Below are 20,004 nucleotides of genomic sequence, written 5' to 3'. Positions count from 1 at the left end.
TGTCGCCATGCGGTTTTTCATATCTAACCTTCCGCCCTGACTTTCGCGGTGAGGACGTGGTCTTCCCACAGTCCGTCGATTTTCAGGTAACGCTTCGCATAGCCTTCGCGCTCGAAGCCAAGCCGTTCCAGCAGTCGCCCGCTACGTTCGTTTCGAGGCATGTAATTGGCCATGACACGATGGAAATCCAGCGGACCGAACGCATAGCGGATGGCAGCATCCAGAGCTTCGAACATCAGCCCTTTTCCTTCGTGACGCGCCGCCACGCCGTAGCCAAGATGGCAGGCCTGGAACACGCCACGCACGACATTGGCCATCGTAAAACCCGCGATCATCTCGTCGCTGTCGGGTGTCAGAACGACGAACGGATAAGCGCGATCGGCACGGGCAGCTTCAAGACCGGCTTCGATCGTCTGCCGGCATCCTTCCAGCGTGTAATGCGCTGTCGTGCGCAGCGGCTCCCACGGCTCGAGGTGCTGGCAGTTCTCCGTGCGATAACGAAGCAGCAACGGTGCCTCGTCCGGTTCGAGCAGGCGAATGATCGTGCGCGCGGTGCGCATCCGTACCGGCTCGGTCATATCAGGCAAACGCCGCGGCATGATGACGCAGGTGGTCTTCGACAAAGGTCTGGATGAAGTAATACGAGTGGTCGTAGCCACGATGCATACGCAGGTCGAGCGCCTGCCCAGTGCGCAGGCATGCGGCCTCGAACAGTTCGGGTTTCAGCTGGTTGTCGACGAAGGCATCGGCTCCGCCCTGATCGATCAGGATCGTGCCGGGAAAAGTGCCCCGGGCGAGCAGTTCCGTCGCGTCGTAGCCGGCCCAGTGCGCGCGATCCTTTCCAAGATAGCGGCCGAAGGCTTTCTCTCCCCAGGGCACCTGCGCGGGTGCGACGATGGGCGAGAACGCGGATACGGAACGGTATCGATCCGGATTTTTCAACGCGATGCCCAGTGCGCCATGGCCGCCCATCGAATGGCCGAGGATGCCCAGACGCAGCGGGTCGACCGGGAAGTTCCCGGCGATAAGCGCGGGCAACTCGTTCGCAACGTAGCTGTACATGCGGAAACGGCCGGCCCAGGGCGCTTCGGTCGCATCCACGTAAAAACCGGCGCCCTCACCGACTTCCCAGTCGCCTGTCGCGCCTTCGTAGCCCGTGTCGCGCGGGCTCGTATCGGGCATCACCAACGCGATACCAAGCTCGGCGGCCACGCGCTGGGCGCCCGCCTTGATGGTGAAGGTTTCGTGGGTACAGGTCAGGCCAGCGAGGCAATACACCACGGGAACCCGGCCCTGCGCGGCGGCCGGAGGCACGAAAACGGCAAAGCGCATCGTGCCGCCGCATTCGCGCGACTCATGGCTGTAGAAGCCTTGCGTACCGCCGAAGCAGCGCTGTTCCGACGTCGTTTGGATCATAGGCATCCCGACTTCCCTTCTTATCCGAACCCAACATCTGAGTTTAACCCTGAACACACCACATTCCGTCACAAAAACAAAGCGTTCGACAGCTATCGCTGGTAGAATATTCTCACCGCCTGGCGTACAAGACGCCGGTGTGCCCCGCTTCGAGGTCGCCATGTCATCCCCTGATTCAGATAACGCTCCGGCACAGCCCGGTTTCAGCGCGCTCGCGCTCGACGAAAAAGTCATGCGCGCGTTGATCGCCGTCGGCTATGAAGTACCTTCGCCGATCCAGGCCGCCACCATCCCGCCGCTGCTCGAGGGCCGCGACGTTATCGGTCAGGCGCAGACCGGTACCGGCAAAACCGCCGCTTTCGCCCTGCCGGTGCTGTCGCGCATCGACGTACGCCCGGGCAAGCCGCAGGCGCTGGTGCTCGCGCCGACGCGCGAACTGGCCATCCAGGTGGCCGAAGCATTCCAGAAGTACGCGGCCTTCATGCCCGGCTTCCAGGTCCTGCCGATCTACGGCGGCCAGAGCTACGGTCCGCAGTTGCAGGGGCTGAAGCGTGGCGCGCAGGTCATCGTCGGCACGCCCGGTCGCGTCATCGACCATCTCGACAAGGGCACGCTCGATCTTTCGGCGCTGCGTTTCGTCGTGCTCGACGAAGCCGACGAAATGCTTCGCATGGGCTTCATCGACGACGTCGAGAAGCTGCTGCAGGCGACGCCTGCAGGCCGCCAGGTAGCCCTGTTCTCCGCAACCATGCCGGCGCCTATCCGCCGCATCGCGCAGACCTACCTGAAAGACCCGATCGAAGTCACGATCAAGAACAAGACCACCACCGCGGCAAACATCCGCCAGCGCTACTGGCTGGTCAGCGGCATCCACAAGCTGGATGCGCTTACCCGCATCCTCGAAGCCGAAAGCTTCGACGCGATGATCGTGTTCGCCCGCACCAAGCAGGCCACCGAAGAACTCGCCGGCAAGTTGCAGGCACGCGGTTTCGCCGCGGCGGCCATCAACGGCGACATCGCCCAGGCCCAGCGCGAACGCGTCATCCAGCAGCTGAAGGACGGCAAGCTCGACATCCTCATCGCCACGGACGTGGCGGCGCGCGGTCTCGACGTCGAACGCATCAGCCACGTGCTGAACTACGACATTCCGCACGACACCGAGTCGTACGTGCACCGCATCGGCCGTACCGGCCGCGCGGGTCGCAGTGGCGAGGCCATCCTGTTCGTCACGCCGCGCGAGCGTAACCTGCTGCGCGCCATCGAACGCGCGACGCGCCAGCCCATCGAACAGATGCAGCTGCCGACCGTCGAAGCCGTCAACGATCACCGCATGAACAAGTTCACGCAGAAGATCACCGACACGCTGGCAAAGGGCGACCTGAACATCTTCCAGCAGCTGGTCGAGAAGTACGAGCAGGAACACAACATTCCCGCGATCGAGATCGCCGCCGCGCTTGCACGTATCGCACAGGGCGATTCGCCGCTGCTGCTCGATCCGACGCCGGCGCGCCGCGAGTACACCGAACGGCCGACCCGGGACAACGATACGCGCGACACGCGTGGCGAGCGCCCGCAACGTCCGCAGCGCGACAACGACGACCGTCGGCCGCCGCGTGAAGGCATGCGCCAGCCGCGCGCGCACGTCACCGAGCACGGTAAAAAAACCTACCGCGTGGAAGTCGGTCACGAGCACGGTGTGAAGCCGGGCAACATCATCGGCGCCATCGCCAACGAAGGCGGCATCGAAGCCCAGTTCATCGGCCGCCTGAGCATCCGCGACGAGCACAGCCTGATCGATCTTCCCGATGGCATGCCGACCGACGTGTTCACGCACCTGAAAAAGGTGTGGGTATCGGGCCAGCAACTGCGCATCAGCGAATGGGACGGCACCGAATCGCCCTCCTCCTCGTCCGCGCCGTCGTCGGCTCCGCGTCCGCCGCGTGGCAACTTCCGTCCCGGCGGCGCTCCGCGCCCGCCCGGCGGCTCGCGCCCCAGTGGCGGCAAACCCCCGCGCCGCAAGAAAGACTTCTAAGCAGAAACTGAAGTCCCGGAAGCGAAAACCGAAACCCGTGCGGCGCGCAAGCCTCGTACGGGTTTTTTCTTGTTGGCTCTTCGCGCATTAGCGGGGATGGCTTGAGGTGTCTCGTCGATCTTCGGTCGAGGACAGCCGTCTTACACTTGTGCTGTCGGGGAAGCCGCGACCGGGTTGGCCCTTGGGGCCTTCGGCGCCGTCCCTGCGGGAGCGGGCCGTAGTGCCGCTTTCGCTCCAACCACTCATCGCGGCCCTCGGCTAAGGCGGCCCCAAGGACCAACCCGGCCACGGCACCAGCGACTGCGGTTTGCTGAGGACAGAGCACGAGCCGAGCACGTGACAGACCGAACCGGACGCCGCCATCACGGGTCCTGCGTCACGCGCTGCTTTCCCCCAAATAACCGCAACATCCGGGAGAGCCGTCGGCCACCGCCCTCGACGCGACTTGCGGAACCGAGCGCGGCGGGCGGAAAAGGCCCGAAGGGGGCGGACCCGGACGGTCCGCCGTTTTCGCTGAGGCAGGAGCCGAATCGAAAACCCCTGCCCGCCGCGCGGGCGCGACGGGGCGCAGCCATAGAACACCAGCCGCGCAGCGGCTATCCCTTCCCGAGCGACGGTGAAGCCGGAGCGTCGAGGGCGGTGGCCGACGGCTCTTCGCGAAGCCTCCCAGCGCGATGGCAATAGCGATGGCAAAGCCGAGCCCTCCCCGACCATGCGTGAAGACCTTTTTTTGTGCGCTTTTACAACAAGCCAAAGCTTGCGGGTGTGAGCGGCTCCATACCGTGCGCGATGCGCGCGCGATCGCATTGTGGACTGGCCTCGCCGTTTTCCCATGCCGGCTGCAGGTCGTGGCATGGCGATGGGCGTTGCGCGTAAATCCCGCAGTGCGCGGCACGACCGACCTCGCCCACCAGCGACAGGCAACGCGGCTTCGCCTGATCCGTGCCGTGCATAGCGACTCTATGTTTGTCGAGCTTCACGGTGAACTCGGGCGGCACGACGCCGCCCGCCTCGGTATCGGATTCCATCCAGTGGAAGGCGACACGAAAATGCGCGCAGCAGGCGCCGCAGGACAGGCAGGGATGGGTCATGCGCGGATATTACGGCGTTTGTAGCAACACAGGAGCGCGCTTGAACGCGCTCCTGCGACGCGTCAGAGGTTACCTGCGAAAGTGTTGCACTTACCCATGTCGCCGCTTTCCAGGCCCGCCTTGAACCATTTGACACGCTGCGCCGACGTGCCGTGAGTGAACGAATCGGGCACCACGCGCCCGCGCGATTGTTCCTGCAACGAATCGTCGCCGATGGCCGTGGCGGCGTTGATCGCCGACTCCACATCGCCCGGCTGCATCCACTGCTTGCGTTGCTGCGATTTATTGGCCCATACGCCGGCGAAGCAGTCGGCTTGCAGTTCCTGACGCACGGACAGGCCCGTCGCACCTTCCAGCGACGCACCGCGCTTGCGCGCCTCGCCCACCTTGTCGAAGACGCCGATCAGGTTCTGTACGTGATGACCTACTTCGTGCGCGATGACATAGGCGCGCGCGAAATCGCCCGATTCGTGGAACTGCGACTGCATCTGCTGGAAGAAGCCGAGGTCGAGATAGACCTTGTGGTCGCCGGGGCAATAGAACGGCCCGACGGCTGACGAAGCGGAGCCGCATGCCGTGCGCACACCGTTGCGGAATAGCACCAGTTGCGGTTTCTCGTATGTCTGGCCACGCGCGGAGAAGATTTCCGTCCAGGTGTCTTCGGTTTCGCCGAGGATCGCACGCACGAAATCCACTTGCGGGTCCTGGGAATTAATCGGCTGGCTTTGCCGCTGTTGCTGCTGCACCTGCGCCGGTGGCGCACCCGGTTCGCCCTGCCCCAGCAATGCCGTGGGGTCCTTGAAGAACACCAGTCCGAGGATGGCCAGGATCACCATGCCACCCAGACCCAGTCCACGCCCACCGAAGCCGCCGCCTCCACCGCCGGAATCGGAACCGGTTCCGCCATCGACCACGTTGTCGCTTCTACGACCTTTCTGCCAAAGCATGGGCCTCTCCTTTGGTGATCCGGGGCACGGTTCTGGGCCGGGCCGGCTGATGGTACGGGACCTTTCCCGTTAAAGTACGCGGCTGTCCCCTTCCCCGTACAGGATGTTCCATGACCAGTCAGTTACCCGCGCTCGTTACCGTGCTGACGCTGCTCCTGCTTTTCGCCACCCTGACGATGGTAGGCCGCGCCCGCTCGCGTTACGGTATCAAGGCTCCCGCTATCAGCGGCGATCCCGCCTTCGAACGCGTCTGGCGCGTGCAGATGAACACGCTGGAAAGCGCCGTCATGTTCATTCCTGCGCTCTGGCTCGCTGCACAATACGCCGATCCGCTCTGGGCCGGCATCGCTGGCCTGATCTGGCTTGCGGCTCGCGCCTGGTACGCCCTGGCCTATTCGCGCGATGCCGCGCGTCGCGGCCCGGCCTTCCTGCTTTCGCTGGCGGCCTGGGCGGCGTTGATGCTGATGGCGGCCGGCGGTATCGGCCTGGCCATCATGGAAAACAACGCGCCCTGAGCGGCGCGTCAGTCCTCGTCGTTTGCCGTCGCGAGCACGCGCACACGCTGGATGCGCGCTCCGTCCATGGCGGTGACCTCGAACTCCAGGCCATTGCTTTCGAAGCGATCGCCCGGAACCGGAAGCCGCCCGAGTCGCTGTAGGACGAAACCCGCCAGGGTCGAGAAATTGCCGTCGCCCGGCAGGCGATGGCCCAGCAGGTGTTCGACACGGCGCACGTCGAGGCTGGCGTCCAGCAGCCAGGTGCCGTCCCCCTCGCTGACGGCCGAGGGGTCGCCCTCGCGGTCGTCGTCCGGGAACTCGCCGGCGATGACTTCCAGTACGTCGGCCGGCGTGACCAGACCCAGGATGCTGCCGTACTCGTCGACCACCAGCGCCATCTGCAACGAGGCCCGGCGGAACTCGTCGATCAGACGAAGCACGCTCAACGATTCGAGTACGGTGATCGGCTTGCGGACGATCGCCTTGACGTCGATGCGGCCGTGATCGTTGAGGCTGGCGAGAAGATCGCGCGAGGACGCCACGCCGATCAACTGATCGAGATCTCCACGGGCCAGCGGCATCCAGTGGTGGGTCGATTCGCGCGATTCGCGCAACAGCGTTTCGGGCGAGTCGTCCGGGTCGATCCAGAAGATTTCCGTACGCGGCGTCATGATCGAACGCACCGGACGCTGCGACAGATCGAGAACGCCCTGGACCATTTCCAGTTCGTCCTTGCCGAAGACGGCCATCTCCGCCGTTTCCGTCGTCGCCGTGTGCTTGCCGTTTTCCGGTTCGTCCTCGGCGGCGCCGCCAAGCAGGCGCAATACGGCTTTCGCGGTCCGGTCTCGCATGATGCGGCCGCCGACCAGCAGCGAACGCCGGCGATTGCGGCGCATGGTCTGGTTGAAGACCTCGATCATGATCGAGAAGCCGATCGCGGCGTACAGATACCCCTTCGGAATATGGAAGCCGAAGCCTTCCGCGATCAGGCTGAAACCGATCATCAGCAGGAAGCTCAGGCACAGGATGACGATCGTCGGCCGCGCATTCACAAAGGTCGTCAGTGGCTTGCTGGCGCTAATCATCAGCGCCATCGCGACGACGACGCCCACCATCATGATGCTGAGATGATCGACCATGCCCACGGCGGTGATGACCGAGTCCAGCGAGAACACGGCATCCAGGATGACGATCTGCGCGACCACCAGCCAGAAGCTCGCGCGACGCGCGCCCTTGCCATCGTGGTCGTCGGGGGCTTCCAGCCGCTCGTGCAGTTCGAGCGTGGCCTTGAACAGAAGGAATGCGCCGCCGATGACGAGGATCAGGTCGCGCCACGACAACCCGAAACCGTTCCAGTTGAACAGCGGCGCGGTCAGCGTGACGAGCCAGGTCATCGCCGCCAGCAGGCATAGCCGCATGACGAGTGCCAGTCCCAGGCCCAGCAACCGCGCGTGATCGCGCTGACGGGCCGGCAGCTTGTCGGCGAGGATCGCGACAAACACGAGGTTGTCGATACCGAGCACGATCTCCAGCACGATCAACGTAAGGAGACCCGCCCAGGCGGAAGGATCGGCAAGCCAGTCGAAAGCGAACATGGGTCGACGCCTTAAGCGCCAGGGTTCCTCCAGATAAGACGCGACACTATACAGGTGTCGCGTGGACGGGCTGTGCCGGAAGACACCATTGCGGGGGGGTCCGGCGGTCGGCTAGGGTGGTCCATGACTCACGATTCCACGCCCCTGATACTTCCAGCAACCGCCTCGACGCCTCCGGCACTCCCACCCCTGCGTCCCGCGACCGGCCTGCTCGGGGCCGCAGCGGTCATCGTCTTCTATTTCCTGATGCAACTGGTGTTCGGCCAGATATTCGCGACGGTCGCCCGGATGCTCCTTGGCCTGAACCTGGACGACGCCCAGGCGGTCGAGCACGCGGTCCGGGCGCCGGACATCCTTCTCGGCATGGTCGTCTGCACGTTGCTGGCCGCCAGCGCGGTCACCCTGGGACTGATCGTGTGGCGGTGGCGTCCATGGCTGACCTCGGGAGCATCCGCGGGCCTCGGTTTCAACCGGCCCGAGTTGCGTTTTCTCGCGATGGGCATGCTCGCAGGCGTTGTGCTGCCCTTCGTCGGCGGCGCACTTACCCAGTTCCTGGCAGGCAAGCACGAGGTCACGCAGGCGGTCAGCGAACTGGCCGACGGCGCCTCCGTCGGCATGCGCGTCCTGCTGCTGCCGATCGTGGTCGTGATCGGGCCGCTGGTCGAAGAAACGCTGTTCCGGGGCGCCCTGCTTTCCTCGCTGCGCGGGCGGTTTGGCGTGGCGACGTCCATCGCCGCCAGTGCGCTGGTCTTCGGCGCCGTCCACCTGCCCGACCTGGGCTGGGCATGGTATGCCGTACCCAACCTCACGATGATCGGCGTGGCGTGTGCATGGCTGCGTGTGCGCACCGGTTCGATCTGGCCGTCCGTCGCCGCGCACGCCATGAACAACGCGCTCGCGTCGGTCGCCTGGTTCGTGGCGGCTAACTGACCGGCAGGCGAGCCCGCTCCAGCGCTGCGACATGACGCTCCAGACGGGGCCCGAGATAGCACTGCGAACCGCAGGGCAACAGACCGGCCGCGGAGAATTCCCGCAGGTACCAATCGGGGGGGCGGGAAATAAACCCCTCGCGATCGCCGCCCACGTCGTCGTCGCGGGTATAGGCCTCCAGGAAGGCCAATCCTTCCAGCATGTCGCCGACACCGGTCAGCCCGGCGCGAATCTCCGCCGGTTTCAGGTAATGCAGCACGTCGGTGCAGACGATCAGGTCGAAGCGGGTGTCGAAGCGTAATTCCGCCAGTTGGCCGAAACTCGCCAGGCCGATATGGCGCGAACGCCCGTAACGCGACACCACGTACTCGCTGGCATCCAGGCCGCGGTAGTCGATACCCGGACGCAGCGCCCGGAGTACGCTGCGCCATGGCGCCTCGCCGCAACCGATGTCGAGGACGTTGCGCACGGGTCGTCCAAGATAGAACTCGGCCTGGCCCAATACCATGGAGACCTTGCGCCTGAGTTCGGCCGGAGAACGGACGGAGTGATCCGGATGCCGGTACCACTTGTCGAAATAAGCCTGGTCATATGTCTTTGCCATGACGCGATGTTAACGGCAAACGCCATACACCTCGGGCATACATGGCAAATCGCAGCATCGGATTATCCTTTCGAGACCTAAGGAGCCCCCATGCCCACCATCCACCTGCGCGTCACCGGAACCCGCGACGCATTCGACACCGTCCTGAGCGCCATCGAGGGAGTCGATCAGGTCGATCGGGTCGAGGAGATCGACGACCTGATGAACGAAATGAGGGACGATTCCAGCTCCAGCGAGATGTCCGACGACACCGCCGGATCGACGACTTACGTCGCTGAAATACAGGCGCCGAAAAACAGGCTCGAGCAGGTACGCATGACCGCGGAAGCCACCGCGATGAACATGGAAGCCGCTCTCGAATTCCTCGGACCCGACGACGACGAAATGTTCGGCCGGGAAGACGAGGACGCATGAACCGCAAGAATCTGCGCATGGCTGCAGGATAAACGCGGTGACCGGCCTTAACGTATAACGTAAACGTTCGCATCGCGGAATCGTTTAGGGTTTGAGCCGCGTCCGCATGGGACGCCCTACACGGAGTCCGCATGCGTAACGCCGTTGTCGTCTCTGCACTGCTCCTGCTGGCGACCACCCCGGTCATGGCACGCGACGAGGCCCTGACCCGGGAGGACGTCGCGTGGCTCAACCGGGTCACCTTCGGAGCCGACACGGCCACGGTGGCGCGCTATCGCGACGTCGGCAGACGACGCTTCCTGGACGAACAGCTGGACCCTCGCGGCGATGGCCTGCCGAAAGAAGTACGCGCGCAGATCGACGGCTTCGATGCGGTTCGCCAGCCCGTTACCGCCTTGATGGACAGCGTGCGTGGCCAGTACAAGCAGATCAAGGATCTGCCCGAAGGCGATGCGCAGGAGCAAGCGAAGAAAGCCCTGCAAAAGCAGGGCAACGATTATGCCCAGCAGGCCCAGTCCGCCGAAATGCTGCAAGTCGTTTACGACGAACACCAGCTACGCGAACAGCTGGTGTGGTTCTGGCTGAATCATTTCAGCGTCTTCCAGCAAAAGGGCCGCGTGCGCTGGCTGGTCGCCGACTACGCACAGAACACCATACGGCCGCATGCCCTCGGCAAGTTCCGCGACCTGGTCATGGCGACGCTGAAAAGTCCCGCCATGCTCGAATACCTCGACAATGCACAGAATGCCCACGACAAGATCAACGAGAATTACGCGCGCGAACTGATGGAGCTGCATACGCTGGGTGTCGGCAGCGGCTACACGCAGGAAGACGTGCAGCAGCTCGCGCGTATTCTTACGGGCGTAGGAGTCAACTTCGACAGCACGCCGCGTAAATTCCGCCCCGAATGGCAACCGCTGTACGTGCACGAAGGCGTATTCGAATTCAATCCGGCCCGGCACGACTTCGGCGATAAGACCTTTCTTGGCCAGACCATTCATGGCGGCGGCTTCGACGAAGTGCAGAAAGCCGTCGACCTCATCGTGAAGCAACCGGCGTGCGCGACGTTCGTATCGACGAAACTCGCGAAGTATTTCGTGTCGGATACCCCGCCGCCCGCGCTGATCGAGCGTATGGCGAAAACATTCCGTCATACCGACGGCGACATCGCCGAAGTGGTCCGGACCATGCTGACCTCGAAGGAATTCACCGCGTCGCTCGGAAAGCGTTACAAAGACCCCACGCAATTCCTCGCATCGACCATGCGCCTGGCTTACGACGGCATCGCGGTGCCCAATCCGAAGCCACTGGTGAACTGGATCAACGCGCTTGGACAAGCCCCGTTCGGTCGCATCACGCCCGACGGCTGGCCTTCCGCGGATTCGGAGTGGTCCAGCTCGGGCCAGCTTGCGCGTCGCTTCGAAATCGCGCGATCCATCGGCAGCGGCACGAACCGGCTGTTCGACCTCGACGACGAAGGCAAGCGCCACACGGGCGGCTTTCCGCAGCTGACGACGCGTACGTATTACGACACGATCGATCCGTTTCTTTCCCAGAAGACGAAGGACGCGTTGGCGCAAGCCACGTCGCAACAGGAATGGAATACGTTCCTGCTGTCCTCGCCCGACTTCAACTATCACTGACCCCGGGGCGCATCATGATGAATCGTCGCCAGTTCCTCCTCGCCGCCGCAGCCACGGTGCCCGCACTGACGTTCGCCGGCCAGGTGTTCGCCGCCCCCGCTTCCACGCCGCGCTTCCTGCTGGTTTTCCTGCGCGGCGGCTACGACGCCAATAACCTGCTCGTGCCCTACTCCAGCGATTTCTATTACGAATCGCGACCGACCATCGCGCTGGCGAAACCCGACGCGGGCAATCCCAACAGCGCGCGCATGCTCGATGCCCACTGGGGCATGGCACCCGTCGTCGCGACGTCCATGGGGCCGTTATGGGACAAGCGCCAGCTGGCCTTCGTGCCTTTCGCCGGCACCGACGATATGTCGCGCAGCCACTTCGAAACGCAGGACAGCATCGAGTCCGGTCAGTCCGCCGCGGCACGCAGCGACTACAGCTCGGGCTTCATGGCGCGTCTTTCCACCGTATTGCGCGGCGCGCCTCCCATCGCATTCACCGACGCGCTTCCGCTCAGTTTCCGTGGCGCGGGCGACGTGCCGAATATTTCGCTGAAGGGTGTCGGCAAAGCCGTATTCGACGACCGGCAATCGGCCATCCTCAGCGGCATGTACGCAGGCACGTCGCTGCATGCGGCCGCCAGCGACGGACTGGAACTTCGCCAGCAGGTAGCCAAGGACCTCGAGACCGAAATGGCGGCCGCCAGCCGCGGCGCCGTCAGCGCGAAAAACTTCGCCCTGCAGACACAGCGCATCGCCACGCTGATGCGCGATCGTTTCCGCCTCGGCTTTGTCGATGTCGGCGGCTGGGACACCCACGTCAACCAGGGCGGCGCAACCGGCCAGCTGGCAAACAATCTCGACAACCTCAGCCAGGGCCTGGCGGCATACGCCGATGCGCTCGGCGACGAATGGAACAACACCGTCGTGGTCGTGGTATCGGAATTCGGCCGCACGTTCCGCGAAAACGGGAACAAAGGCACCGACCACGGTCACGGCACGACGTACTGGGTGCTTGGCGGCAAGGTCAACGGCGGTCGCATCGCCGGCCAGCAGGTGGCCATCAATGCCGGCAACCTCCTGCAGAATCGCGACTATCCCGTGCTCAACAATTACCGCGACGTGATCGGCGGCATGCTGAAGCGTGGATGGGGACTATCCAACGGCGATCTGCAGAAGGTATTTCCGGGCTCCTCGCCACGCGACCTCGGCCTCGTCTAGGTCTTCTTCACCAGGAAGTGCTTCGCTATCTGGCCGTGGACGTAGCCTATGCCGCGGACCAGATGCAGCGTGGCGAACAGAAGGATGACCCCGAGGATGCCGAGCAGGAGGCATTCCCACCAGTTCGCGTTTACCTGTACTTCGTTTGCGAACCAGCCCGCACTGAAGATGGCGAATGCGAAGGGCGAAAGCACGAACGCCAACGACACCGCCAGCAACGTCACCGTCACGGTGAAATACACGATACCCAACGGCAACATCGCCAGCATGTAAAACAGCGTGCCCCAGGTTCGCGCATCCGTGAACATCGCACCGATGCGCGCGATCATGCCGCCTTCGCGCTCCGGATACAGCGGTCGGCGCGGCATGCGCACACCGAGCATCGACTCGACGATTCGCCCTTCGAACAACGACAAGGCGCGTACCGTACCGATGAACAGAATGGCGAACGGAATGCCGATAATCAGAATCGAAAGTCCCAGCGACAGGCTGATGCCCACCACTACCCAGGTGAAGTAGAGGGTGCCCGTCGCCTGCGCCAGCAGCATGTAGAAAAGGCTGCCGTACGTACGCGAGTCGAGCGCCACGCCGAAGAAACCACCGAGGGCCGATTTTTTGGGCGGCGGCGGCGGCGGACGTAGCGCGCGCTGCACCGTAATCTCCCGGCCACGGTAGATCTCGGCGACCTCTTCCGGATTGCCATAGCTGTTAACCACATGCGCCAGCATGTCCGCTTCGCTGCGGTCCGGTTGCTCTGCCAGTTCGGCCCGCAGATGCTCTTCGGCGTCGTACAACGCGTCCTGGATCAGCGCCCGGTCCTGGCCACGCAATGCCTCGCGCAGCTGTTCGAGGTATTCGGCAATGGTGCGCGGCGTGTTCATGAGATACCTCCTTGCAAAACGGTGTCGACGGAAGCGCGCGTGGCGTGCCAGGCCGAAGTCCACTCGGCGAGAACGGCGCGGCCCAGAGAGGTGATCCGGTAATAGCGACGGGGCGGTCCACTGATGGACGGCTCCATCTCGCTGGCGAGCAATCCGTTGCCTTCGAGATTGCGCAGCACGGGATAGAGCGCACTCTGCTTTCCGGCCAGCACGCTTTCGCCAGCCCCTTCCAGCCGCTTGGCGATCTGATAGCCGTACATCGGCTCGGAGGCCTGCCCCAGCACCGCCAACAGCACCAGGGACACGGTGCCGGCCGAAAGCTCCTTCTGGAATTTCTTCAGGTAGGCAGCGATGTCGTCCATATCCCCTCCCCGGTCCGCTAGGTTGGAGATCAATCTAGTACGAAGTTCACACTACCGCGTGTGCTTGAAGTCACGGGCTGTCCGGATGGCCGCGTTGGGCAAGCCGCCATCGCCTCCTTCGGCAAAGGAGCGCAGGAAGGGCCGAAAGCGGGCAGAGACGCGAAAGTAAATCTAAACGATCACTGTTGGAGTGCCAACGCGAGGAGTGGCGTCAGATAGGTGCTCAAAGAGCTTCGTCAGATCATCCCGACCTTCCGCCCTCAGCCGGTCTGCGGTAGAGGCTTCGTACTTCAACGAGCCCAAGCCTCCCGAAAACTCTTTCCAACTGTTTCAGCTTTTCCAGCGGGCTCAATCGGTCAACGCCATGCCTTACCGACGTCGTGCTTCAACACCGTCGCGTAACTGTGGCAAGCCGTCGCCTCCCATCTGTCCGGACAACCCCGACATCGTCCGCGGACAGTCTCCCGCGCTGCGAGGCTTCCAGCGAAATGGCACAAGAATGCGGCCTGGCGAAGATTCCGACCGTTGGCACGGCCCTTGCCATATACCTCTCGAAGACCTCATCCACTCACTCGCGGAGAACCACCATGAAATTCGAGACCCTGATGCTGCAGAGCTTTTTCGCCGCCGGCCTGCTGGTCTGCTTCCTGACCCTGGGTGCCATGCTCACGTCGCACGCGACCGTGGCGACGACACTCGCCGCCAGTCACGCCCCTGTTGCGGTAACGGCGCCCTCGGCTGGCTGAGTCGTATCCCGGAATCGTCGATGGAGAGCTCACCCATGCGGATCGATGCAGGCGTTGGCGGAGAGCTGTTTCTTGTCCTGACATGTGCGCCCGCGCTCTGACGCTACCCATTCCGCCCCGGGGCGTGATCGGTGTCGAAAAGCGATATTTTTCGCACCCCTGCCCCATGTTGGTCGACGACAAGCTTTCCTGCTACGTCGACGCTATGACGGGTCGGGTGTGTGTTCGTCTGTAGTACATATGGGCGACAACAACATTAATGGCCGCTCGCCGGAAAGCGTTCCCGCTCTCGCGCGTCGATCTATTGCGATGCCAACTCGAGAACTTCGGACGAGCTCATTCCACCCGAATTCCATCTCTCTCTGCGGCATCGCCCAGGCAGATCCGCCGCCGTTATCTGGGTAGAATCGCGCGACAGCATCTTCTACGTCAAAAGAGGCGAGAGCATGAGTTACGACCTGTACTTCAAGCCGCGCAAGGGAATCATCGAAAATGCGCGCTTTCTTGCTCATTTCCAGGAGCGAGCCAACTACACCGTCGATGCGACGCAGGCCTGGTATCGCAACGAGGACACCGGCACCTATTTCGTCTTCGAAGTACCCCAGCACGCCGACGACAATCCTGACCCGCCGTTCGCACTGAACATCAACTATTTCCGCCCCAGTTTTTTCGCTCTCGAAGCCGAGCCCGAGGTGGCGAGACTCGTACGCGAATTCGACTTCACAGTTTCCGACCCTCAGATGGGCGGCATGGGGGATGGAGAGTACAACCCTCAACTCTTTATCGAAGGCTGGAATCGCGGAAACCGTTTCGCCGTGGAATGCATGCTTCCGAAACTACCGCCTGAAGAAAAAATCACGAGCATGCCAGGCGATACCGTTCTTTCCGTGTGGCGATGGAACATCGAACGCGCACGCATACAAGAGAAACTTGGCGACGGCACATTCGTGCCCAAGATCATGTTCGCGATGATCGATGATGTACTGAAAACCATGGCCGTCTGGCCAGACGGCATGCGCATAGCCGTACCCGACGTGGAGTATTTCTATGTGCCCCGCCAGACACTCGCTCCACGACGGCTGTTCAGAGCGGTTGAAGACCAGACGCTGGTCGCGCGGAACATTGCGGAGCCCATATTGGCGAAGTATCGATCCATTGACGGAGAAGGCGTGCCTGTTCTCAATTACGTCAAGGTACCGGATGACATTAGAAAATTCGTTCGCGATCTTCCCGAGAACAAAAGAAAAATGGTCGTCATCAATCCGGACGCGGTATTTGAGAACGAATTACTTGACCACGCGATGCGTAGTACTTGATTGCCTGAACCAACGCGATGTCCTCGCCTGCGAGGACACGGGTCCTTTCGCTGACGCTCATTTGTACTTGTCCGGAATGTCATGGCGAAGGACCCCCTCCTCGTACTCGAAAATCCCTCGTTCGGCACCTTCGATAACGTAGCTCAGGAACGCGCCGGGGCTGACCGCTGCCGGCACCTCGACCGCGACAAGAAGCATCTGCGCATTGATCTCCACCCGGCAACCGAGCTTCCTTAAATCACGAACCACATCCAGACAAACGGTATCCGCATTTATGAAAATGATGCGAAACACCGATGCGCCAGCAGACTCTTCGACAGACTGGAAAATCAGCTCGTCTCCTTCGACTTTGACAAGGACAACATCGCCGGACCCCACGCCATATACGTAGAACGGAATGTTCCCTATACGGAACCGCCCGTCGCCAAGCGGCTCCGCCCACACCCTCTCTCGCCCGACAGGCGGATATCCGTCGTCATCCGGCTCAAGGGGAAACACAATTCTCTGAAATTCCGGCATGCCGCCCCCTCACTGACGCACATAGCGCATGTGTGTAGCGGCTGGACCATCGATAACCCTGTCAATGCGAAACTGCGGACCGGGCTCGCGCAGGTTTTCGAAGAGACGCCGTCCGCCGCCGAACAACACGGGTGCCAAAGCGATTTCCAGTTCGTCGACGACACCCAGGTTCAGGTACTGCTGAATCGCATCCGCTCCGCCCGAGATACGAATATCGCGACTGCCCGCGGATTCCCGGGCCAGCTCCAGGGCACGCTCGGGCCCCTCATTGACGAAGTAAAACGTCGTCCCACCGGGGCGCACCCAGGGTTCGCGTTTCTCATGGGTAAGAACGTATACCGGTGTGTGAAACGGAGCCTCCTCTGGCCAGGTGCTCTCGCCCTGGTCGAACATTCGCTTGCCCATAATGTTGGCACCGATGCGCTCGGTGGTGCTGCGAAGCAGGTCATTGACCGGGCCGGTCTCTCCCCCTGATCCGAGCTTGAGCAGGTTCTCGCGGAAGTACTGCTGCCTGATGATCCAGGCCATCATCGCACCCCACTTGGCGCCCCAGTTCTTGTACTCGGGCTTGCCCATGGTCATTCCTTCCGGTGCCATGTAGCCATCGAGGCTAAGTCCAATGTTGACGAATACTTTGCTCATGATTTTCCTCTCGCATGCATGTATCTACATCGCAACCCTGCACTAACCGCGCAAGATTGGCTCCCCGGTCCGCGGGTTTGCAAGGGTTACATTCTCGAGCGCCCGAATGCGCCAGATGTCGTTCCGCCTCGTCAGTACGGCGAGGATCAGCGTATCCACCGAATGGGGTCCGGCCGGGTGAGCGGCACCGGCCGCCAGGCGACTCCAGAAATGGATGACCACTGCTCCGTCGGCAATGTGAGCGACATCGATCAGTTCATTTTCCAGCGTAGAGTCGCGATAGATTGTTTCGTGAATGGGAGCGTGGAGCGCCACGATCTCATCGATGCCCTTGACATAGTGCCCAAAGCGATTTACGAACGTCGCGTCTTCATCGAACAGGCCGCCGAGAGCAGCCATGTCGTGAGCGTTCCAGGCGGCCTGGAACGCACCGGGCGCATCTTCCGGTCTTTTCATTTCAGTCACAGGGGTTGCGGTCATAAGTCTCCTGGATGACTACGGTGCCTAACTACCGCTTGCTGCAGCCTTTCGGGACCCCATAGTATCGGCGGCGATCTAGTGCGAACTAGATACCAGCCGGCTCGCCCGGCCTCGCCCCTTGTAAAATTCAGGCAAAATAGCGGGCTTGCAGCGGCCATGATCCTCTACTGGCCCCGCTCTCCCTACACGCCGATACGGATCGAACCCAGTGAATACCGACACCACCGCCCTGCCCGTGCAGGATGACGGGGACCTTACCCTCCCTGCGCGCCTGCGCGCCGCGACCGAGCTGCTCGAGTCGATCGCCGCCGATCCGCAGTTGCTGGAAGCGGTGTCCGGCCAGGAACGCGGACGCCTGCATCAGGCGGTGGCCAGCGTTTACCATCCCGATCCCGTCGCACGCCGGGTGAAGTTGAAGGCGGCGGAGAAAGCGCACTACGCGTCGAAAATCAAGGCCGACGATGCGGTTCTGGATAACACGGGTATTCGTGCGTTGCGCCGCAAGCCGGTATTCAGTACGCCGAATGTATTCGCGCCGGAAGGCTTCGAGCCTCTTGACGTGCATCCCGATGTGGATGCCAGCAAGCCGCGCGAATCCACGCTGCCTCAACACTGCTATGTGTGCAAGACGCGATACACGACGATTCACTTCTTCTACGACCAGCTATGCCCCACGTGCGCAGCCTTCAACTATACAAAACGCACGGAGACCACCGATCTGCGCGGACGCGTGGCGCTGCTGACCGGCGGCCGCGTGAAGATCGGCTATCAGGCCGGCCTGAAGTTATTGCGCGCCGGTGCGGAGCTGATCGTGACCACGCGCTTCCCGCGCGACTCGGCGGCACGCTACGCGGAAGAACCCGACTTCGCCGACTGGAAAGACCGTCTGCAGATCTACGGCCTGGACCTGCGGCATACGCCAAGCGTGGAAGCGTTCTGCCAGGAACTCATCGCAACCCGTCCGCGCCTTGATTTCATCATTAACAACGCGTGCCAGACGGTGCGCCGTCCGCCCGATTTCTACGCACACATGATGGAAGGCGAGACGGCCGCGCTGCATGACTTGCCCGAGCATGTGCGGGCGCTGGTCGGCGACTACGAAGGCATGCGTGGTTCCAACATCCTGTCCGACACGAAAGCTTCGCCGGTTGCGCTTGCCGGTCACGGTTCGGCCATGCCCGGCCTGACACGCGCCGCCGAACTGTCGCAGGTTCCCCTGCTTCCCGAGGAACTGCTTGCGCAACAGCACCTGTTCCCCGAGGGCCGGCTGGATCAGGACCTGCAGCAGATCGATCTGCGCGAGCGCAATTCGTGGCGCCTGCTGATGGCCGAGGTGCCGTCCGTGGAGCTGCTGGAAGTGCAACTGGTCAACGCCATCGCGCCGTTCCTCATCAATGCCCGCCTCAAGCCGTTGATGCTGCGTACGCCGGAACGTGACAAGCACATCGTCAACGTGTCGGCGATGGAAGGCCAGTTCTACCGCAGTTTCAAGACCACGCGTCATCCGCATACCAACATGGCGAAAGCCGCGCTCAACATGATGACGCGCACATCCGCCACCGATTACCAGAACGACGGCATCCACATGAACAGTGTGGACACCGGCTGGGTAACCGATGAAGATCCGGCGGAACTCGCGGCGAAGAAGGTGCTGGAGGAACGTTTCCATCCGCCGCTGGATATCGTCGACGGCGCGGCGCGCATCGTCGATCCCATCATCCACGGCATCAATTCCGGCGAACACGTCTGGGGCCAGTTCCTCAAGGACTACCGTCCGACGGATTGGTGATCGCTCGTTTTTCCTTCGTACGCTTCGACCAGAAGATCGATAAACGCGCTGATCTTGCGACTCAGCAAGCGGCGCGTGGCGTATAACGCCCAGGCTTCGACACCCCTGCCCTCCAGCGCGCCCCAGTTTTCGAGCCGCCCGGCGGAAATGTCGGCCTGGGCGCGCGAGTAAGGCAACACCGCGGCGCCCGCACCCGCCAGCGCCGCGTCGTGGATCATCGATATCGACGACAGGCGAACGACCGGCGTGACGTTTACGATGCGATCGTTCGCAAGACGCCACGCGCTGTTCCCGCCACCGGGCAGCATGACGGCCGGAACGGGACGCCCTTCCCGACGCGCAGGTTCGGGATAAAGCATCGCCACCGCCGGCGCGGCCACCACCACGAACGTATCGCGAAAGAAGCAGCGCCCCGCCAGATCGGTATCGGGTGCCGGGTTGGCGCGGATAACGATGTCGAAGTCCTCGGCGATCAGATCGACGAAGCGATCTTCGGCAATCACCTCGAGACGGACTTCGGGATATCGCGCAATGTACGCTGCCGCGAGTCGGCCCAATGCCTCATAAGCCACCGCCGAAGGAGCACTGACCCGCAGCCTGCCGGTCGGCCGCTGCGACCGTGTACTGATCGCATGCGTCGCGGCTTCGAGTTCGTCGAGCTGCCGCATGGTGGTCTCGCGCAGCGCCATGCCTTCTTCGGTAAGCACCAGTATTCGCGAACCGCGTTCGAACAGGCGAACGCCCAGATCCTGCTCCAGCTGCATGATCCTCCGGGAGAGACTCGCCTTGGGACGCCCCGTCGCGCGGCTGGCCTTCCCGAAGCCCCCATGGGCGACCACGGCATGGAAGTCGGCCAGCGCATGAAGGTCCATGACATGTGTTCCATATACGG

21 protein-coding genes are annotated in these 20,004 nt (G+C 62.7%); 9 read left to right on the top strand and 12 right to left on the bottom strand.

Annotation, left to right across the window (positions count from 1 at the left end; all coding sequences use genetic code 11):
- Positions 1–23: 23 nt before the first annotated feature.
- Both rimJ and fghA read right to left on the bottom strand, forming a co-directional pair.
- Positions 24–578, bottom strand: coding sequence for a ribosomal protein S5-alanine N-acetyltransferase (gene rimJ, locus AC3IR3_RS06560; protein WP_132141195.1), 555 nt, complete (start codon positions 576–578; stop codon positions 24–26).
- 1 nt (position 579) lies between these two features.
- Positions 580–1,422, bottom strand: a complete 843-nt coding sequence (gene fghA, locus AC3IR3_RS06555; RefSeq protein WP_489196143.1) for an S-formylglutathione hydrolase — start codon at positions 1,420–1,422, stop codon at positions 580–582.
- Positions 1,423–1,576: 154 nt separating this feature from the next.
- Between fghA and AC3IR3_RS06550 the strand changes: the two genes are divergently transcribed.
- Positions 1,577–3,448, top strand: coding sequence for a DEAD/DEAH box helicase (locus AC3IR3_RS06550; RefSeq protein WP_489196142.1), 1,872 nt, complete (start codon positions 1,577–1,579; stop codon positions 3,446–3,448).
- Positions 3,449–4,188: 740 nt separating this feature from the next.
- On the opposite strand, the gene AC3IR3_RS06545 is transcribed toward AC3IR3_RS06550, so the two are convergent.
- Together AC3IR3_RS06545 and ypfJ are read right to left on the bottom strand one after the other, a co-directional pair.
- Positions 4,189–4,539, bottom strand: a complete 351-nt coding sequence (locus tag AC3IR3_RS06545) for a YkgJ family cysteine cluster protein (RefSeq protein WP_489196141.1) — start codon at positions 4,537–4,539, stop codon at positions 4,189–4,191.
- Between the two features lie 62 nt (positions 4,540–4,601).
- Positions 4,602–5,486 carry a KPN_02809 family neutral zinc metallopeptidase gene (gene ypfJ, locus AC3IR3_RS06540; protein ID WP_489196140.1) on the bottom strand — a complete coding sequence of 295 codons (885 nt, stop codon included), beginning with the start codon at positions 5,484–5,486 and terminating at the stop codon, positions 4,602–4,604.
- 110 nt (positions 5,487–5,596) lie between these two features.
- Here ypfJ and AC3IR3_RS06535 point away from each other — a divergent pair, with 110 nt between their 5' ends.
- Complete coding sequence (locus AC3IR3_RS06535; protein WP_489196139.1) at positions 5,597–6,001, top strand: MAPEG family protein; 405 nt, start codon at positions 5,597–5,599, stop codon at positions 5,999–6,001.
- An 8-nt stretch (positions 6,002–6,009) separates the two neighbouring features.
- On the opposite strand, the gene AC3IR3_RS06530 is transcribed toward AC3IR3_RS06535, so the two are convergent.
- Positions 6,010–7,578: a hemolysin family protein gene (locus tag AC3IR3_RS06530; RefSeq protein ID WP_489196138.1), complete on the bottom strand. Its 1,569-nt coding sequence runs from the start codon at positions 7,576–7,578 to the stop codon at positions 6,010–6,012.
- 123 nt (positions 7,579–7,701) lie between these two features.
- Here AC3IR3_RS06530 and AC3IR3_RS06525 point away from each other — a divergent pair, with 123 nt between their 5' ends.
- Positions 7,702–8,508 (top strand): CPBP family intramembrane glutamic endopeptidase, encoded by an 807-nt coding sequence (locus AC3IR3_RS06525; RefSeq protein WP_489196137.1) that lies wholly within the window; start codon positions 7,702–7,704, stop codon positions 8,506–8,508.
- Here the strand turns inward: AC3IR3_RS06525 and AC3IR3_RS06520 are convergent.
- Positions 8,501–9,112 (bottom strand): class I SAM-dependent DNA methyltransferase, encoded by a 612-nt coding sequence (locus AC3IR3_RS06520; RefSeq protein WP_489196136.1) that lies wholly within the window; start codon positions 9,110–9,112, stop codon positions 8,501–8,503. The genes AC3IR3_RS06525 and AC3IR3_RS06520 overlap by 8 nt on opposite strands.
- Before the next feature lie 90 nt (positions 9,113–9,202).
- Between AC3IR3_RS06520 and AC3IR3_RS06515 the strand changes: the two genes are divergently transcribed.
- The 3 genes from AC3IR3_RS06515 to AC3IR3_RS06505 all read left to right on the top strand — a co-directional run bounded on the left by AC3IR3_RS06515 (position 9,203) and on the right by AC3IR3_RS06505 (position 12,377).
- Complete coding sequence (locus AC3IR3_RS06515) at positions 9,203–9,526, top strand: hypothetical protein (protein ID WP_489196135.1); 324 nt, start codon at positions 9,203–9,205, stop codon at positions 9,524–9,526.
- Positions 9,527–9,657: 131 nt separating this feature from the next.
- The gene (locus AC3IR3_RS06510) at positions 9,658–11,169 is read left to right on the top strand and encodes a DUF1800 domain-containing protein (protein ID WP_489196134.1); all 1,512 of its coding nucleotides are present in this window, start codon (positions 9,658–9,660) and stop codon (positions 11,167–11,169) included.
- A 17-nt stretch (positions 11,170–11,186) separates the two neighbouring features.
- A complete protein-coding gene (locus tag AC3IR3_RS06505; protein WP_489196893.1) occupies positions 11,187–12,377 on the top strand; it encodes a DUF1501 domain-containing protein in 1,191 nt (396 codons plus the stop codon).
- On the opposite strand, the gene AC3IR3_RS06500 is transcribed toward AC3IR3_RS06505, so the two are convergent.
- Positions 12,374–13,258, bottom strand: a complete 885-nt coding sequence (locus tag AC3IR3_RS06500; protein WP_489196133.1) for a sensor domain-containing protein — start codon at positions 13,256–13,258, stop codon at positions 12,374–12,376. The genes AC3IR3_RS06505 and AC3IR3_RS06500 overlap by 4 nt on opposite strands.
- Positions 13,255–13,620 carry a PadR family transcriptional regulator gene (locus AC3IR3_RS06495; RefSeq protein ID WP_489196132.1) on the bottom strand — a complete coding sequence of 122 codons (366 nt, stop codon included), beginning with the start codon at positions 13,618–13,620 and terminating at the stop codon, positions 13,255–13,257. Before AC3IR3_RS06495 ends, AC3IR3_RS06500 begins: the two co-directional genes overlap by 4 nt.
- Before the next feature lie 587 nt (positions 13,621–14,207).
- Between AC3IR3_RS06495 and AC3IR3_RS06490 the strand changes: the two genes are divergently transcribed.
- Both AC3IR3_RS06490 and AC3IR3_RS06485 read left to right on the top strand, forming a co-directional pair.
- Complete coding sequence (locus AC3IR3_RS06490; RefSeq protein ID WP_165973454.1) at positions 14,208–14,366, top strand: hypothetical protein; 159 nt, start codon at positions 14,208–14,210, stop codon at positions 14,364–14,366.
- A gap of 446 nt (positions 14,367–14,812) precedes the next feature.
- Positions 14,813–15,682 (top strand): hypothetical protein, encoded by an 870-nt coding sequence (locus AC3IR3_RS06485; RefSeq protein WP_489196131.1) that lies wholly within the window; start codon positions 14,813–14,815, stop codon positions 15,680–15,682.
- Positions 15,683–15,739: 57 nt separating this feature from the next.
- Here AC3IR3_RS06485 and AC3IR3_RS06480 read toward each other — a convergent pair whose 3' ends face one another.
- The 3 genes from AC3IR3_RS06480 to AC3IR3_RS06470 are packed head-to-tail and all read right to left on the bottom strand — an operon-like array spanning position 15,740 to position 17,323.
- Complete coding sequence (locus tag AC3IR3_RS06480; RefSeq protein WP_489196130.1) at positions 15,740–16,201, bottom strand: DUF4265 domain-containing protein; 462 nt, start codon at positions 16,199–16,201, stop codon at positions 15,740–15,742.
- Positions 16,202–16,210: 9 nt separating this feature from the next.
- Positions 16,211–16,843: a dihydrofolate reductase family protein gene (locus AC3IR3_RS06475; RefSeq protein ID WP_489196129.1), complete on the bottom strand. Its 633-nt coding sequence runs from the start codon at positions 16,841–16,843 to the stop codon at positions 16,211–16,213.
- A gap of 42 nt (positions 16,844–16,885) precedes the next feature.
- Positions 16,886–17,323, bottom strand: coding sequence for a YybH family protein (locus tag AC3IR3_RS06470; RefSeq protein ID WP_489196128.1), 438 nt, complete (start codon positions 17,321–17,323; stop codon positions 16,886–16,888).
- 208 nt (positions 17,324–17,531) lie between these two features.
- Between AC3IR3_RS06470 and AC3IR3_RS06465 the strand changes: the two genes are divergently transcribed.
- Positions 17,532–19,112, top strand: coding sequence for an SDR family NAD(P)-dependent oxidoreductase (locus tag AC3IR3_RS06465; RefSeq protein ID WP_489196127.1), 1,581 nt, complete (start codon positions 17,532–17,534; stop codon positions 19,110–19,112).
- Here AC3IR3_RS06465 and AC3IR3_RS06460 read toward each other — a convergent pair.
- Positions 19,091–19,984 carry a LysR family transcriptional regulator gene (locus tag AC3IR3_RS06460; protein ID WP_489196126.1) on the bottom strand — a complete coding sequence of 298 codons (894 nt, stop codon included), beginning with the start codon at positions 19,982–19,984 and terminating at the stop codon, positions 19,091–19,093. The genes AC3IR3_RS06465 and AC3IR3_RS06460 overlap by 22 nt on opposite strands.
- Positions 19,985–20,004: the final 20 nt, after the last annotated feature.

This window comes from Luteibacter sp. GL_149 (genome assembly GCF_057834065.1).
Note: the sequence above shows the minus strand (reverse complement) of the source record. Positions and strands in the feature narration are given on the sequence as shown.